Source organism: Nostoc sp., from assembly GCF_036917555.1.
In the GTDB taxonomy this organism is placed as follows: Bacteria; Cyanobacteriota; Cyanobacteriia; order Cyanobacteriales; family Nostocaceae; genus Nostoc.
Window position 1 is genome coordinate 30,917 of record NZ_JBALDD010000023.1, and the last position, 15,853, is coordinate 46,769.

At 39.0% G+C, this 15,853-nt stretch carries 11 protein-coding genes and 1 pseudogene; 8 read left to right on the forward strand and 4 right to left on the reverse strand.

All coding sequences use genetic code 11. The annotated features are described in order from the left end of the window. Positions 1-110 precede the first annotated feature (110 nt). On the forward strand, positions 111-404 hold the full coding sequence (locus V7K60_RS08750) for a hypothetical protein (RefSeq protein WP_334924672.1): 294 nt from the start codon (positions 111-113) through the stop codon (positions 402-404). Then, positions 391-1,413 (forward strand): DUF6745 domain-containing protein, encoded by a 1,023-nt coding sequence (locus tag V7K60_RS08755; RefSeq protein WP_334924674.1) that lies wholly within the window; start codon positions 391-393, stop codon positions 1,411-1,413. Before V7K60_RS08750 ends, V7K60_RS08755 begins: the two co-directional genes overlap by 14 nt. Before the next feature lie 32 nt (positions 1,414-1,445). Here V7K60_RS08755 and V7K60_RS08760 read toward each other — a convergent pair whose 3' ends face one another. Then, positions 1,446-2,135, reverse strand: a complete 690-nt coding sequence (locus tag V7K60_RS08760) for a Uma2 family endonuclease (protein ID WP_334924676.1) — start codon at positions 2,133-2,135, stop codon at positions 1,446-1,448. Between the two features lie 449 nt (positions 2,136-2,584). Between V7K60_RS08760 and bchB the strand changes: the two genes are divergently transcribed. Together bchB and V7K60_RS08770 are read left to right on the forward strand one after the other, a co-directional pair. Further along, the gene (bchB, locus tag V7K60_RS08765; RefSeq protein ID WP_334924678.1) at positions 2,585-4,111 is read left to right on the forward strand and encodes a ferredoxin:protochlorophyllide reductase (ATP-dependent) subunit B; all 1,527 of its coding nucleotides are present in this window, start codon (positions 2,585-2,587) and stop codon (positions 4,109-4,111) included. Positions 4,112-4,826: 715 nt separating this feature from the next. Beyond that, a complete protein-coding gene (locus V7K60_RS08770; protein WP_334924680.1) occupies positions 4,827-5,045 on the forward strand; it encodes a hypothetical protein in 219 nt (72 codons plus the stop codon). A 50-nt stretch (positions 5,046-5,095) separates the two neighbouring features. Here the strand turns inward: V7K60_RS08770 and V7K60_RS08775 are convergent. Next, positions 5,096-5,848: pseudogene (locus tag V7K60_RS08775) on the reverse strand (tetratricopeptide repeat protein); the annotation flags it as partial. Between the two features lie 381 nt (positions 5,849-6,229). Here V7K60_RS08775 and V7K60_RS08780 point away from each other — a divergent pair. Together V7K60_RS08780 and V7K60_RS08785 are read left to right on the forward strand one after the other, a co-directional pair. Continuing rightward, a complete protein-coding gene (locus tag V7K60_RS08780; RefSeq protein ID WP_334924682.1) occupies positions 6,230-6,523 on the forward strand; it encodes a type II toxin-antitoxin system Phd/YefM family antitoxin in 294 nt (97 codons plus the stop codon). After that, entirely contained in the window at positions 6,501-6,803 is a 303-nt protein-coding gene (locus V7K60_RS08785; protein WP_334924683.1) for a Txe/YoeB family addiction module toxin, read from the forward strand. Before V7K60_RS08780 ends, V7K60_RS08785 begins: the two co-directional genes overlap by 23 nt. A gap of 276 nt (positions 6,804-7,079) precedes the next feature. Here the strand turns inward: V7K60_RS08785 and V7K60_RS08790 are convergent, their stop codons facing one another. Continuing rightward, positions 7,080-7,895 (reverse strand): hypothetical protein, encoded by an 816-nt coding sequence (locus V7K60_RS08790; protein ID WP_334924685.1) that lies wholly within the window; start codon positions 7,893-7,895, stop codon positions 7,080-7,082. Positions 7,896-8,817: 922 nt separating this feature from the next. On the opposite strand from V7K60_RS08790, the gene V7K60_RS08795 reads away from it, so the two are divergent. Then, positions 8,818-11,985 (forward strand): plasmid replication protein, CyRepA1 family, encoded by a 3,168-nt coding sequence (locus V7K60_RS08795; protein ID WP_334924687.1) that lies wholly within the window; start codon positions 8,818-8,820, stop codon positions 11,983-11,985. A gap of 53 nt (positions 11,986-12,038) precedes the next feature. Here the strand turns inward: V7K60_RS08795 and V7K60_RS08800 are convergent, their stop codons facing one another. Further along, a complete protein-coding gene (locus tag V7K60_RS08800; RefSeq protein WP_334924689.1) occupies positions 12,039-13,649 on the reverse strand; it encodes a long-chain-fatty-acid--CoA ligase in 1,611 nt (536 codons plus the stop codon). Between the two features lie 368 nt (positions 13,650-14,017). Between V7K60_RS08800 and V7K60_RS08805 the strand changes: the two genes are divergently transcribed. Next, positions 14,018-15,838, forward strand: coding sequence for a tetratricopeptide repeat protein (locus tag V7K60_RS08805; RefSeq protein ID WP_334924691.1), 1,821 nt, complete (start codon positions 14,018-14,020; stop codon positions 15,836-15,838). Positions 15,839-15,853: the final 15 nt, after the last annotated feature.

The window sequence follows — 15,853 nt, forward strand, 5'->3', positions numbered from 1 at the left end:
CCAATTTCCAATTCCCAATTCCCCATTGTCATAGAGCTTGTGCCAAAATTAAATCAAACTTGAGAGCAAAAGCGAAATGGGATTTGTACCCATGTCAGGAAAGCAAAACCATGAAACCAATTCGTCAGGGTGATGTTATCTTACTACCTGTGCAGCAGGTTGAAGGACAAAAAATACCTCATTTAACTTTGGCAGAAGGCGAAGTTACGGGGCATAAACATCGTATCACTGAGGGCAAGGCAGAATTATCTGAAAAAGATAGCACACTTTATTTACGTGTTTTTTCAGAGTCGGCATTGCTAGCTCATGAGGAGCATAAAGCTATTTCTATTCCCCAAGGTGACTGGATGGTGAAAATTCAGCGAGAATACGAGCCTGAAGGTTGGCGTTATGTCGCTGATTGAAAAGTTAACGCCTGAGCAAGAGGCTTTGATTCCAGTTTATCGGGACAAGTGGAGAGCGATCACCCTTTCAACTGAGAAGATAAATAGGAAAAAAGCTGCAAAATCGGTAAATAAAGCCTATGCTTTAAATGATTTAGCTAAACCTGAGATTATATTTATTGATAGTCCTCGTACTGTTATATCCTCTAGCGGCTTTAGTGTATGGATAGAACCAAGAGGAGAACTAGATAGCTACCTTTCAAGTCAGTTTCGCAATCAGCTTGAAAAATCTATTTGGAACTTAATTTCAGCAAACCTTTTTCAGACTATTAATATTGACCAGGAAATATTAATAGATTTGTATGATTCTATAAAATATTTAACTTTAGACAAAAGATTTAAAATAGATGGATATAATACTTTTGAACCAAAATACTGGTTAGCTTATAGCTGTTTATTTGATTTTTGTATTTCTGTTTTAAATTGCGCTTATCCAGCAAGACATTTGCAAGCTGTGCAGGATGTAGCTGAATATTGTGGCTTAATTTTTTGTTCAGAAAGTCTAGTAGTTATCTGTGAGCGTCCGACTAAAATTTCCTTTGACAATCAAAATCGCCTCCACGCGGAAGGCGAACCCGCCATCGAATTTACCGATGGATATAGGCTCTACTCCTACCACGGTGTAACCTTGCCTGAAAAATACGGCAAAATCCACCCGCAGCAATGGCAATCTCAATGGCTTTTAACAGAAGAAAGCGCCGAACTACGCCGAGTGTTAATTCAGGGTGTTGGTTACGCCCAAATTTGCCAAGAATTACAAGCTATTGAACTAGATAATTGGCAAGAATATACACTATTAAAAATTGATAACAATGTGGATATCGAGCCGATTTATTTATTAAAAATGACTTGCCACAGCACAAGCTTTATTCATGCCTTGCGAGTTCCACCAAGTATGAACTCAGCGCGTGAAGCGATTCGCTGGGTTAATTGGGGAGTAGATCCAGAAGAATTTAGTGTGCAAACTTAATTGCTTAAGAGACTTTCCCCATTTATAACGGGTTAATCACTACCCAATTTCTTGATAAAATCTCCATGTTCAGCAGACTGCAAACCTGCTTGTAAAACTTTCAACACACCCTGCATATTACCTGCTAATAACTCCGTCGCCGCTAACCACAACCCTGGAAATACCCGACTTCGCAAAATGCCTTCATTGTCAGGTACTAATTCTAGATATTCACCCTGTTCAAGAAAAAACCAAGTCAATTTTTGGTCTAAAACTTGCCAAACAATATATTCTTTGACACCGTTGCGACGATAAGCCTGTTTTTTGCCATGAAGGTCAATAGCCGCACTACTAGCAGCAATTTCCACAACTAACTCTGGCGCACCTTCAATATAATCATCTTCACTCAGCTGCGTTTGACCACCTGCTTCCGGTTCAATCAACAGAACAGCATCGGGTTGAGGTTCGTTATCTAAGTCTAAGCGGACGGTAGGTTCAACTCCCAACGCTACACCAAGAGTTGCAGCTTCGTAAGTAACTAACCAACCAATAATCCAACCATGCGGTTGACCGTGACTTCGGAAACGCAAAGCAGCAGGCATAATATAGACAATCCCTTCGGTTAATTCAGCTTTTTTCAGGTTGGGGGTGGCATTATAGCGACGCTCAAATTCATAGCGGGTAAGTTTGTCGCCATTTTCCAAAGGAGGAATTGTCCAAAGCTGGGAGGGTGTCTTCACCATAATTGTTGTGAAAATAAGCTTGTGTACATCCTAGCGAATTAGGTAAAAACGCAATTGACTAGGGAATGAGAGATTAATCAACAAATTTACTTGAACATTAAGATTTTTTTACAAAATCACCAGCAATATTGTTTAAATTGATAGCTGCATCCCAAGCATTAAATAGGTTTCAGCTATATCGCCTCACCTAAAACCCGCAACAAACCTTATTTTTTTTCAGCTAGCAGGTTTGAGAAAATCAGAAACGATTTAATAATCAAGTACTTGTAAGTAGATGGGCTGAATTACAAAGATAATATCTCTCTCCAAACCCTCCCCTTCCTTATCAACGGCACGCTGGGCGATGCCTACGGCGGTAAACTACGCACGAAGGGGTTGGTGGTAAGCTCTATCTTATATTTTTTACGCCCACTTACTTAGTTATTTGAGTTTAAAAGGGAGACACAAACATGAAATTGGCTTACTGGATGTATGCTGGACCAGCCCACATCGGCACTCTGCGAATCGCCAGTTCTTTTAAAAATGTTCATGCGATCATGCACGCCCCCATTGGCGATGACTACTTTAATGTCATGCGCTCCATGTTATCGCGGGAGAGGAATTTTACTCCGGTGACAACCAGTGTCGTCGATCGCAACGTTTTAGCACGCGGCTCCCAAGAGAAGGTGGTAGATAACATCGTCCGCAAGGATGCCGAAGAACACCCAGATTTGATTGTGTTAACTCCCACCTGCACCTCCAGCATTTTGCAAGAGGATTTGCACAACTTTGTCGAACGGGCGCAGTTGGAAGCGAAAGGAGACGTAATGCTGGCGGATGTGAACCACTACCGCTACAACGAACTGCAAGCCGCCGATCGCACTTTGGATCAAATTGTCCAATATTACATCGAAAAAGCCCGGAAGCGAGGCGAATTGGCACAGGGCAAAACAGCAAAGCCCTCGGTTAACATTATCGGTACTACCACTCTCGGTTTCCACAATAATCACGACTGTACCGAACTGAAACGGCTGATGGCTGACTTGGGAATTGAGGTAAATACCTTAATTCCCGAAGGTGCTTCGGTGAACGACTTGAAAAAGATGTCCCAAGCTTGGTTTAACCTGGTTCCTTACCGTGAACTCGGTTTGACCACAGCTCGTTACCTGGAAGAACAATTTGGCACACCTTATATAGACATTACTCCAATGGGTGTAGTGGAAACTGCCCGTTGTATTCGCAAGATTCAGCAGGTAATTAACGCTCAAGGTGCAGAAGTTGACTACGAAGACTTCATTAATGAGCAAACCTTGCATGTCTCTCAGGCTGCTTGGTTCTCCCGTTCCATTGACTGTCAAAACTTGACTGGCAAAAAAGCTGTGGTTTTTGGTGACAACACCCACGCCGCCGCCATCACCAAGATTCTGGCGCGAGAAATGGGGATTCATGTTGTTTGGGCTGGAACCTACTGTAAATATGATGCAGACTGGTTCCGCGAACAGGTTAGCGAGTATTGCGATGAAGTGCTAATCTCCGAAGATCATGGTGCAATTGGGGATGCGATCGCTCGTGTCGAACCCTCTGCTATTTTCGGTACGCAAATGGAACGCCACGTTGGTAAGCGCTTGGATATTCCTTGCGGCGTAATTGCAGCACCCATCCACGTCCAAAACTTCCCCATTGGTTATAAACCATTTATGGGTTACGAAGGCACGAATCAGATTACAGATTTGATCTACAATTCCTTCACTTTGGGAATGGAAGATCACCTATTAGAAATCTTTGGTGGTCATGATACTAAAGAAGTTATTACTAGGGGAATTTCAGCTGATTCTGATTTGAATTGGACAAAAGATGGTCAAGCAGAATTGAATAAGATTCCGGGATTTGTTCGTGGAAAAGTGAAGCGTAATACTGAGAAATTTGCGCGCGATCGCGGTTTCAAAGAAATCAACGCTGAGGTTTTATACGCTGCTAAGGAAGCAGTCGGGGCTTAATGAGAATTTAGTTATCAGCTATAAAACTGATAGCTAGAACTCCATAGAAGAGTGTTTATTTTAAAAAACACTCTTCTGCTTATTATGAAATAAATTTTCCTGTACAAACTAATTTATTAAAAATGATGTATTTATGAGCAGTAATCAATTACCTAGCAGTCCTAACGAAAATAGACTATATACCAGATTAATTACAACTCTAAAAATAGTTCAGTTTATCGGTTATTTCATTGTAATGTTTTTGTCATTTGTCCTATTTCCAATGTTTAATTCGGCTTTCTATTTTGGTTTTGGTGGATTTAATATAATAGTTTTTGTCTATTTAATTTATGTAGGGGGTATCTGCATTATTATAAATATATTTACAGCAGTATTGATAGCAATCATCGACCTTTTAAGCCGCATAGAACGGAATACAAGGTCTGAATAATAACTGCTATTTAGCAATGATTTGATGTAACAGAATATAGATATAGTCCAGCATCAAGAAACTTAATTGCGATCGCGGTTTCAAAAAAATCAATACTGAGGTGTTGTACGCCGCCAAGGAAGCTGTCGGGGCATAGGTTAACGAGTTAGCTTATTATTGTTTTAAAGTGAGGAATCAAAAATACTCCTCACTGTTTATAAAGCATTATTTCAATTACAAATAATTTTACATATATTTAATAGACAGAATATGTATAATAAAAGCTGATACTTTATCTGTATATTTATGAAGTTTATTCAAGTTGGTGATCGGCTTATTAACTTAAGTGCCATAGCCACTATTGAGCTTTTTGAAGATAAGATTATTATGCTATTAGCAAATTCTACTCAAGAGCGTCTTGAATTTTCTGGGCAAATAGCCCAAGATATCAAAGATTACTTTAATAATCAAAAATTAGTGGATATAGTACCACCACCACCAAGATCACCTCTAGAAGCAGTATAAAACTTGGTATTATCGCTAAATTATCTATATTCATACAGCAACAAGACTTTTCATAGTGTTAATTGTCTCTTTTCGCAATCTTTAATAGTATTTAATGTAGTTTGATAGCCTTCCATATCACCTTGCTCCAAGAAAAAGTTTGCAGCCTTCTGCAAATCATCTATTGCACCTCTCTGATCGCCTAACATATAACGACCAATAGCACGATAGGAGTAGGCTGGAGCAAAATTAGGAGCAAATTTTAATGATTGATTAAAAAGCTCAATTGCTCTTTTATCATCTTTATTCATAACAGAGATCAGTCCTAGACCATAGTAAGCGTAAAAATTGCTAGGATCTAATACAACTACTTGATTATAATCTTCCATTGCTCTGGAATAATCTTCTAAAATGGCATAAGCAAAGGCTCTATATCTATAAGCATCTACTAATTTAGGATAATTGATAATCACTTGAGTGAAGTCTTGAATTGCTATTTTATGGTATCCTGCTCTTAAATAAGAAAGTCCCCGGTTATAACGAGTAAACCCATCGTTTGGATTAAAACCTAATACCCGATTGCAATCTTCAACTGCTGCTTTGTAATTTTCCACTTGAAGATAAACAAATCCCCGGTGAAAATAAGCTACAACATGATTAGGATTGATTTTTATTGCTTGGTTAAAATCTTGAATAGCCCGGTCATAGTCTTTTAATTCAGTACGGACAAGACCTCGCTTAAAGTAAGCAATAGCATTATTGGGATCAAAACTAATTGCTTGGTTAAGGGCTTCAAGCGCTTCCTCAGTATTGCCTCGCTCTAAACTACTGTCTCCCTAGCCAGCCAAAAACATACTCAAAAAATTTTTCACTTTCTTTTACTCTCCCGTAGCTAATCTTATTCTGAAGGTTAAGTAATCAGTTATATCTCAATAAATTTCAGATAAGCTCAAAAAACATACGTATGTGGGCGATTAATCGCATTTCAATTTTATGTTTTAGAATTATTGGATAGCCTCGGAGATTATACGGTTTAAGGTTTATTAATATATAATATATTCATGGAATTTTAGAGTAATTATACTCATAAAGATTCAATAAGTAATTTTAGTTACTTTTTTTACATTGCGGAAAGAGCGATCGCACCTCTAACCAGTCAAGCTATTATGTTCTGTAAAGCCTACAGCATTAGGAAATTTCCCACCATGTCCAAGCAGACAAACTTGACTGATGCTCGTAACAACCTAGCCGAACTCTGCAATCAAGTAGTTGCAGATAGAGAAGTGGTAATTATCACTCGACAAGAAGGCGAAAACGTCGCCCTAATTGCTGTTGATGAACTAGATAGTTTACTAGAAACATCTCATTTACTTCGTTCACCTAAAAATGCAGTCCGTCTGTTAACTGCTTTGGAAAGAGCAAAAGCTAGAACTTTAAAATCTCAAAGTATTAATGAATTACGTCAGGAGTTGGGTATTGACGAAGAAGAAGAAAGATGAAACCCAACCCCAAGAAAATAAAGTTCGAGATGCTGTATTTCATCCAGAATTTCGGGAAGACCTCGCTTATTGGGTAGAGATAAACCGCAAAACTGCGCTTCGCGCTTTTGACTTAATTGAATCAATTATGCGAGATCCTTTTACAGGGATTGGGAAACCTGAACCATTGAAATACTTAGACTCAAATGCTTGGTCACGGCGACTTACCCAAGAACACCGGATTGTTTATCTAGTAAGTGATGACCGAATTGATTTTCTTCAAGCTCGATATCACTACTGAAATAGCTAACACCAGTAACGTGACTTTACAGTTAATTTTAGTTATTTTTATTACATTCTTTTAAAGAGTAATGCCTACGGTGGGCTGCGGCTACGCACCTCTATCTATTGCAAAAACTTAGTGTGATCACTTGTATTTTTCTCGCAATTGCAGCAAGTAATCATAACCGTCTACACCAATAAGTTTAATAATGTTAGTTCAGTTTTGTAACAAGACTGAAAAGCAAGAAGCTTTTCAGTCCGTGAGAATTTGTTGCACAGCTGCGGTAACTGGGGCTTAATTTAGTTTTTGTTTTTGGATTTGTTCCCATTCCCCTTGAATAGTTTGCAATGCCTTCAAGGTGCGATTTAAACGAGCTTTCTTTAACTCAGGAGTCTCTTTTTGGAATAAACTTGGAGAATTTATTACTTTATGTAGTTCAGATTGAGTAGAATGCAAGCGATCGCTCAAACAGCGTTCAAAGATTTCACTATTATCACTGCTCACATTTTTTATTAATTGGCTATATATATACTCTTTAGAACTGATTTGACTGTTGAGGGCAGTATTAACAATTTCCCCGATTAACTTGTGGTAGGATTCAGATAATAAATTAGATGCTGTGGCTGGCGTGGGTTCTGCTGCTAGATTATTTGTTTCAGAAGTAGAGGGATCGGATATTTCTTCTTTAGTTGGCGTTACGAAAGTTTCCTCAGAACTAGGGGATTCCTCTTTAGTTGGTGTTGGTAAAGTTTTCCGAGAATTTGTAGGTGAAGAATTTGCTTTAGAATTAGATAAGTAATAATCTGCTAAAGAGCCGCAGAGAAACTCTTCACGAAAGCGGTTTATTTTAGCACGTGACTGGATTTTGCGGTAACGACGTTTTTGGTACCATAAACCAGAAATTAGTAAGCCTGCGATCGCTCCTATACCAACTCCTGTCATACCAACCTTGGCATCTTCTAAAGCTTGATTTTGTTGCCCAGATTCGACAGTCGGATTGGAAGATGCACTTTGAGCAATAGCATAGTCACTCGCTGAACTTAGCTGCACACTAGTGGCGATCGCCGCAGCCGACAGTATAGATCTAAATACTAACTTTGATTTCCACATAATTTTACAGTTTAAAAATATGTTATCTATTACTAGAGACTAACCGCCTCCCCAAGGAGTGAATAGTTAATAATCAAACTAACTAGATCCCTCTTTTACGAAGGAAGTTCCACTCATATAGAAAATCAACTTTGTCAACAGTAGTTTACGGAAGATGTTCTTATTTTTTAACATTATTTGTGTGTCAAGGAATCTTGACAAAGCCATATATTAATATCATTTCTCAAAGTATCTGTATTAGATATTTCGTAAAATGGTGATGATTTATAGTCATCGCATAATCAAGCAGCATTGAGTTTGGTAGGTAATAGTCGAGGATGTGCGATCGCTGCTAGGCTCTCCCTCACAACTAAAAGCAAAGGGTTTATAAAGCAGATTGAACTTATTTGAAAAGTTGTTGTTTATTTTACCTCCAATCAGCTTTAGAAGTTACCGTACTACTTGAGTAAAAGTGTTACGTCAAGTTATCTGTACTAAGTGCGATCGCAAATAAAGATTAACACTCAAGGCGATCTCAAACCTTTGGAGCGAAGTTAAAGGGTTCTGTAGTGTGAGCGTTTTTGTCTTTATTCATTCAGAGAGGTCATATCTCACAGATGAGGCGTGGTACAGGTGAATGCTCAGTATAAAGCCTTTACTGAACTTAATGAATATATTACCTCATAGCGATGTTATGCAGCGATCGCATTCCTTAACACAGAAATTTACTGATAAATAAAAATTAAAAGCGAACAAATATCACAATACAAAATTATTACTTCGGGGATCTAATAGGCAGAATAACCCACTATCACTCTAACCGATGTGTCTCCGGCAACGAAGTAAAAAAAGCATCACAAAAGCATCGCAATCTCGCGTATTAAAAAAAAGTAGATGCATGTTACTGTTTTAATCTCATTGTCTTCCCTTCACGCCTTTCCCTATGCATCTGCACTATTTACACCCCCAACACCTTGAAGAATTAGTCAAGAGTAGTGGTATAGACTTACACTTAGTGCATCTCAATTTTAGGTCGCTCCAAGGTGTAACAGCTTATGAGTACCTGTTGATTTCTGAGCTACTCCCCCGCACCAATACTGGAATGGTGAAAAGTAGTTGGTTGCAGCGTTACGCTCACATCACAGAAGGTGGTTGGTGGTGTTCGGGACTAGACCCTCTGAATAATTGGCAAATGATGGAATGGGGATGCTTTAAGCCAAACCAACCCCGACAAAATCACAATGGCAAATCCATCAAGTACGAGCATCCTCCCAGCACACCAACGCGAGTGTTTTGTTTGCGGGTAACGTTGCAAGTATGGCAGCAAGTCGCTGGGTGTTACAATCTGATCATGCCTGATAATATCACCATTACTCCTGATGGTGAGGCTGGAGGCTTTTGGCAATGGGTGATGCAACAGAATATCCCCCTTATCATCTGCGAGGGTGTAAAGAAAGCAGCCACATTGTTGACGCAAGGATATGTAGCTATTGCCATTCCCGGAATTACCAGTGGTTATCGGGTTGTGAAAGATGAATTTGGTAAAGTTACCCGTCGTCAGCTAATTCCTGATTTAGCTGCGTTTGCGATTACAAAGCGCAGCTTTTACATTTGCTTTGATTTTGAAACTCAACCCAAGACAATTGCTGCTGTTAATAATGCTATTTCTCAACTTGGTTGTTTATTCAAACAAAAAAATTGCCCTGTAAAAGTCATCGAACTTCCAGGAATAGAAAAAGGGGTTGATGAGTTTATTGTTGCTAAGGGTGCAAGTAGTTTCGATAAAATTTATCGACAAAGTGTTGATTTAGAAATTTATCTTGCTCAAACTAAACCCCATACAGAGTTAAGCATTCCTGCTACACTTACCTTCAACCGTCCTTATATAGGTGAAATACCTTTCCCCACCTCTGGATTAGTAGGAGTAAAATCAGCGAAAGGAACGGGGAAAACTACGGCATTGCAAGGCGTTGTTCAACAAGCAAAAAGTAGAAACCAACCCGTTTTATTAATTACTCACAGAATCCTACTTGGACGATTTTTGTGTGAAAAAATTGGTATTCAATGGGGAACACATAAAGAAGATGGAGAAAAAAGGATTGATAAAACACTTACTCCTGCTCCTCCCATCCTGCGCTCTCTATTTCCTCAGCAATCCCTCGGTTTATGCGTTGACTCGATTTGGAAACTTAACCCGGAAAATTGGCGAGGGGCAATAGTAATTTTAGATGAAGTAGAACAATCTTTATGGCATCTGTTAAATAGTAATACTTGTAAGCACAAACGGGTAAAAATATTAAAGTTATTTCAGCAACTCATTGCGACAGTTTTAACAAGCGGGGGTTTAGTAATTGCCCAAGATGCTGATTTGTCAGATGTTTCACTGGAATATTTACAGGGATTGGCAGGAATTAAATTAACACCTTGGGTAGTTCTTAATCAGTGGAAGCCTCAACAAGGTTGGGACGTTACTTTTTATGATTCACCAAACCCAACACCCCTAATTCACCAACTAGAATTGGATTTACTTGCTGGACGTAAATGTTATGTTACTACCGATAGTCGCGCTGGGCGTTATAGTTGTGAAACAATTGAACGTTATCTGAAAGAGCGGCTACAAAAATTACGGCGACAATTTCCTAAAACTTTGGTAGTTAGTAGTCACACTACAAACACACCTGGTCATGCAGCGGTTGATTTTATTGCAGCGATTAATCAAAAAATATCTGAATATGATGGCGTTTTTGTTACCCCTAGTCTTGGTACGGGAATTAGTATTGATGTCCAACATTTCGACCGAGTTTATGGTATTTTCCAAGGGGTAATTCCAGACTCGGAAGCAAGACAAGCGCTAGCAAGAGTCAGGGATGATGTACCGCGTGTTGTCTGGTGTGCTAAACGAGGTATTGGTCTAATTGGTAGTGGAAGTACGAATTATCGCTTGTTATCTGATTGGTATCAAGAAAATCAAAAAGAAAACTTAGCTTTGCTGAGTCCCCTACATAAAATAGATGTGGATTTACCCTTAGTTTATGACCCAATTCATTTACGAACTTGGGCAAAGTTATCTGCAAGGGTAAATGCTTCTATTCGCCTCTACCGACAATCGATGCAAGATGGTTTGATTGCCGATGGGCATCAAATTCAGGTACGGAGTAATGCAGTTCACAATAATATTATTCGAGATTTGCGTTTGGCCTTTTTGGCAACTGATGCAGGTGATTTAGCTACCCGCAAAAGGTTAATTTTAGAAATTATTAAGGTTCAAAAAGATTGGGTACAAAGTCGTCAAAAAGCTAAAGAAATTAAACGCAAAATTAAAGAAATTAAGCAGCAAAATCAACTATCGTTAGCAACAGCTGTAGCTAATGCTAAAGATATCGATTATGTAGAATATGAGCAGATGTTAGTTAAGCATTCCCTAACGGATGGAGAACGTAACCAAATTAACAAATATGTTCTTAAACAAAGATATGATATAGAAATTACTCCTTGGCTGAAATTGCAAGATGAACAAGGATATTATGGTCAACTGTTAATTCACTATTATTTAACTCACGAAAGCGAGTATTTTCACGTTAAAGACGAGCAAGAATGGCATCAGCAATTGTCTTGGGGTGAAGGGAAAGTTTTTCTCCCAGATTTAAAAACTTATACGCTCAAAGTTGAAGCTATGAGAGCTTTAGGAATGCTTCAGTTTCTTGAAAAAAAACGCAAATTTAATGAGAACGATCAAGATTTGATATTGTTAAAAAATATTGTTTTCCAGCATAGTAAGCATATTAAAAGAGCGCTTGGTATTAATTTAATTGGAGAGAAAAAGCAGGTTTCGGCAATAAAAATACTCAGCCGACTATTAAATTTGTTGGGTTTGAAGCTAAAGCGAGTAAATGATGTTTATCAAATTGACCTAGAAACGCTATATGATGGCAGGGAAAAAATATTTGCTGTTTGGTATCAACGAGATGAGTTGATGTTGGCTCATGTTAAGAGTGTTGGTTACGAGTTTCCTGATTATTCTTCAGAGTGTAAATTTGAAATTACACAAACTAAGTCTGTAAAGGCAAACTATATGATGTCTATGGCTACTTCTCCGTTATCAAAGATATAGCAATATCAGGGGCAATAAACTGGTAAACTTGGCAGTAAATTTCGATATCGCAACTAACTGCCATAAATCCTCTTTTCATAACCTATCCATTCTTTCTCTCGTAACAGATATTTTTGAATTTTACCAGTGCTAGTTTTTGGGAGAGTAGTAAATTCAATCGTCGTAGGACATTTAAAAGCAGCAATTTGATGGCGGCAGAATTGGATTAATTTTTGTTCTGTAACTTGCGCGTTTTCTTTGAGGGTAACAAAAGCTTTTGGCACTTCACCACGCTTGGCATGAGGTACAGCAATAACTGCACACTCTAACACGGCTTCATGGCGATAAAGACATTGTTCAACTTCAATACTAGAGACATTTTCCCCATTTGTAATGATGATATCTTTGATGCGATCGCGCACCTCAATATAACCGTCAGGGTGCATTACTGCTAAATCACCGCTATGAAACCATCCTCCTCTAAATACCCTTTCGGTTGCTTCTGGGTCATTATAATAACCTTTCATCACCATATTTCCCCGCATCACCACTTCCCCCATTGTTTCACCGTCCGCCGGGACATCACTCATATTTTGATCTACAACTCGCAAACCATCTGCACCGATATAAGGTACGCCTTGGCGTGCCATAAGTTTTGCTTGTTTTTCAATATTTAAATTATTCCAATCTGATTGATATTCACAAACACTATATGGGCCATAAACTTCTGTTAAACCATAAACGTGAATAATTTTTGCGCCAATGTTAGTAAGTTTTTCAATCAATGTAGGTGAAGGTGGTGCGCCTGCTGTAGTAATAGTTAAAGGTTTTGCCAATAATTGCGGACAGTCTGGATGATTGAGGAGAGAACTTAAAACTACAGGTGCAGCATTTAAATGAGTTACTCCAAGTTGTTGAATTAACTTCCAAATATTAGCAGGGTTAAACTTACGCAAACAAATATGAGTACCACCGATAGCAGTTACCGCCCAAGTAAAACACCAACCATTGCAGTGAAACATAGGCAGAGTCCATAAATAAACTGAGTTAGGTGTTAGTGTTGTTTCAATTATTTCTCCTAAAGAGTTAATATATGCACCGCGATGAGAATACATTACACCTTTGGGTTTACCAGAAGTCCCACTCGTGTAATTAATAGAAATCGTATCCATTTCATCCGTAATTCCCCAAGATAAAGGAGTAGGGGTACCAGTTTGGAGAAATGCTTCATAATCCTCTCCATTTATAGGTTCAAATCCTTCAGTATCGCTGATATTGATTATATATTTAACAGTTTTTAGACTATTTTGAATAGGTCGAATTATATTTGCTAACTCTGTATCAATAAAAAGAAATTTAGCACCGCAATCATTTAAGATATAAGCAACTTCTTGGGGAGATAAACGAGTATTAATAGATACTAGAATACCACCTATTAAAGGCACAGCAAAATGGGCTTCCAGCATGGGTGGAGTATTAAAACAAAAAAAAGCGACGCGATCGCCTTTTTCAAGTCCAGCATGATGCAGTGCTGAGGCTAGACAATTTATCCGCTCTGCAAATTCCCTATAAGTAAAGCGTTTTTGATTATATATAATAGAAACTTTATGACTATAGACTTTAGCATTACGTTGAATAAAAGTTAGAGGTGTGAGAAAGCTGCGCTCAACTGCTTCAGGATTCATGGCTAATGCTAACAGTAATTATTTACTGCATGAGCATACCATACGCCCTCATCCCATCCATACCCACCCAATTATTACTTCCATCTTCATTAATGGGGGGTGTGGACGGAGCGTTAATTCCATACTGTGTCTGCATCCCACGATATTCCAATACCTTCTGGGCAAACTCGACATAGTGATGATTCGTTTCAAGCTTAACTCGTTTACAGCTTGTCCAAAAGTATCTGCTTGCAAATAAATTAAACCCGTTCGCAAGATTAAAAATAAATCCTTGCAACAGGCACAATAGTAGTTGGAATGATTTTTAAAACATATCGTTAAGAATCCTAATGCTTTAGGCTAGAGAATGTCAAAAGCTAAAAAATTATATGAATTCTGAAGATTTTTTCAACCAAGGATTAAAGCATAATTTGCAAGGAGACTATCAAGCCGCGATCGCAGCTTACACCCAAGCAATCAAGCTAAATCCTGACTATGCCGAAGCTTACCATAATCGAGGGCTGATTTTAAGTGGTCAACTCAAAGATTATCGCAGTGCGATCGCCAACTTCAATCGCGCCATCGAAATAAATCCCAATTTTGCCACAGCCTATTACAACTGCGCTAATGCTCGTTACTTTTTAGCCGATTATCAAGGTGCGATTGCAGATCATAACGTAGCATTACAATTAGATCCTAATCTGGCGCAATCTTACCACAGCCGCGGAAATGCCTACTTTGCTTTGGAAAACTACGACAAAGCGATCGCAGATTATATCCAAACAATAGAAATGAGTACCCAATTAGCTGATAATATCAATATTGATATTGCCAACGCTTATCATAATCGGGGTGTAACTCGTTTTGAACGTGGCGATCGTCAAGAAGCGCTCGCAGATTTTCAGCAAGCTTTACAATGGCATCCCCATTTTGCCGCAGCTTACAGCAATCGCGGCAATATTCACCAGATTTTAGGAAATTATCAGGAAGCGATCGCTGACCATAACCAGGCATTACAATTAGATCCTAACTTGGCGGAGGCTTATCATAATCGAGGTAATGCTCACTACGCTTTAGCAGATTATCAAAGTGCAATCGCAGATTACAACCACGCCCTAGAAATCAATCCCAGCTTTGCCGGAGCGTACTATAATCGGGGTCTGGTGCTTGCTCACCTCAAAAACTATCACGGAGCAATTGAAGACTTTAACCAAGCATTAAAGCTGAATCCTGATGATGTGCAAGCTTATTGTGAGCGAGGTCTGGTTCGTAGTACTCTTGAAGACTATCAGGGTGCGATCGCAGATTATGACCAAGCATTACAAGAAAATCCGACTCTAGCTTTAGTATACGGATTTCGGGCAAATGCTCGTCGGCGATTGGGAGACTATCAAGGTGCAATTGAAGATAGTAATCGCCTGTTACAACTCAATCCTAATTTAGCAGAAGGATATTGCGATCGCGCGGCGGCTCGTCGTTCTGTAGGAGATCATAAAGGAGCAATTAAAGATTACGATCGAGCATTGCAAATTAATGATAACTTAGCCGCAGCTTATTATGGTCGGAGTATTGCCCGTGAAGCTCTGCAAGATTTACAGGGAGCAATTGATGATAATACTCAAGCCATAGAGCTTGTTCCTGAATTTTCCCAAGCGTATTGCAATCGGGGAAATGCTCGTCGTCTTTTAGGAGATGAACAAGGAGCGATCGCAGATTATAATCAAGCATTAAAAATTAATCCTGATTTAATTGAAGCATATTACAACCGAGGTTCTACCTACTATGCTTTAGAAGCTTATGAAAGTGCGATCGCAGATTACACCCAAGCTTTGCAAATCAATCCCCAATCTGCTGCATTTTACAGCGATCGCGCTAATGCTCGCTATGCCTTAGAAGATTATCAAGGGGCAATAGAAGATTACAGTCGAGCGATCGCGATCGACCCCAGCTATGCTGAAGACTGGTACAATCGGGGTCGTAGCCGTTCTCTGTTGGGAGACTTACAAGGAGCGCTTGCAGACTTAAACCAAGCCTTACAGCATCAGCCTAATTGGGCTTCAGCTTATATCCTTCGGGCAGATGTCTACCGCAATCTAGGAGACTCTCAAGGAGCAATTGCCGATTTCCAGAAATCTGCAGACTTATATTACCAAGAAGGGAATATCCAGTATTATCAACAAATTGTTGAGCTAATTGAACAGCTTCAATAAAGATAGAATGTATCG